General features: G+C 69.7%; 1 protein-coding gene. It reads right to left on the bottom strand.

Annotated elements, in window-relative coordinates; genetic code table 11:
* Positions 1–558, bottom strand: a 558-nt coding sequence (locus tag ABD126_RS38660) for a PQQ-dependent sugar dehydrogenase (protein WP_343944865.1), incomplete at both ends; no start/stop codon positions are given.

Raw genomic sequence — 558 nt, 5'->3', positions numbered from 1 at the left:
TGGTGTACGTGCCGTCGGACTCGGGGTGGATGCGCAGGATCTTGCCGCGCAGGTCGTTGGTGTTGGCGGCGGTGCCCTGGGCGTCCCACCACTTGCGACCGGAGCGCTCGTCGATCGGCGCGTAGCCGTCGGAGGCGAACGGGTTCACGTCGTCGCCGACGCCGATGTAGAGGTTCTTGCCGGGGCCGAACGCCAGGTACCCGCCGGTGTGGCCGGGCTCGTTCTCGCGCCAGGCGGGCACGGTGAGCAGAACCTTCTCGCTCGACCGGTCGAGGGTGTCGCCGTTCATGGTGAACCGGGAGACCCGGGCCGCCTGCTCGGTGCTGTCGCCCGGCGAGTACATCAGGTAGATCCAGCGGGTGGTGGCGAAGTCGGGGTCCAGGGCCAGGCCGGTGAGCCCGTCCTCGGAATTCTGGCCGCTGCCGTAGACGTTGAGCGTGGCGGCGGTGACGGTCGTGCGGGTGTCCGGCTTGAAGATCTTGAGCTTGCCGCCGTACTCGGTGAAGAACGCCCGGCCGTCCGGTGCCACGTCCACCGCGCCGGGCGCGATCGTGGTCT

The organism is Saccharothrix mutabilis subsp. mutabilis (assembly GCF_039521145.1).
In the GTDB taxonomy this organism is placed as follows: Bacteria; Actinomycetota; Actinomycetes; order Mycobacteriales; family Pseudonocardiaceae; genus Actinosynnema; species Actinosynnema mutabilis.
This window is presented reverse-complemented; position numbering and strand designations above follow the sequence as displayed.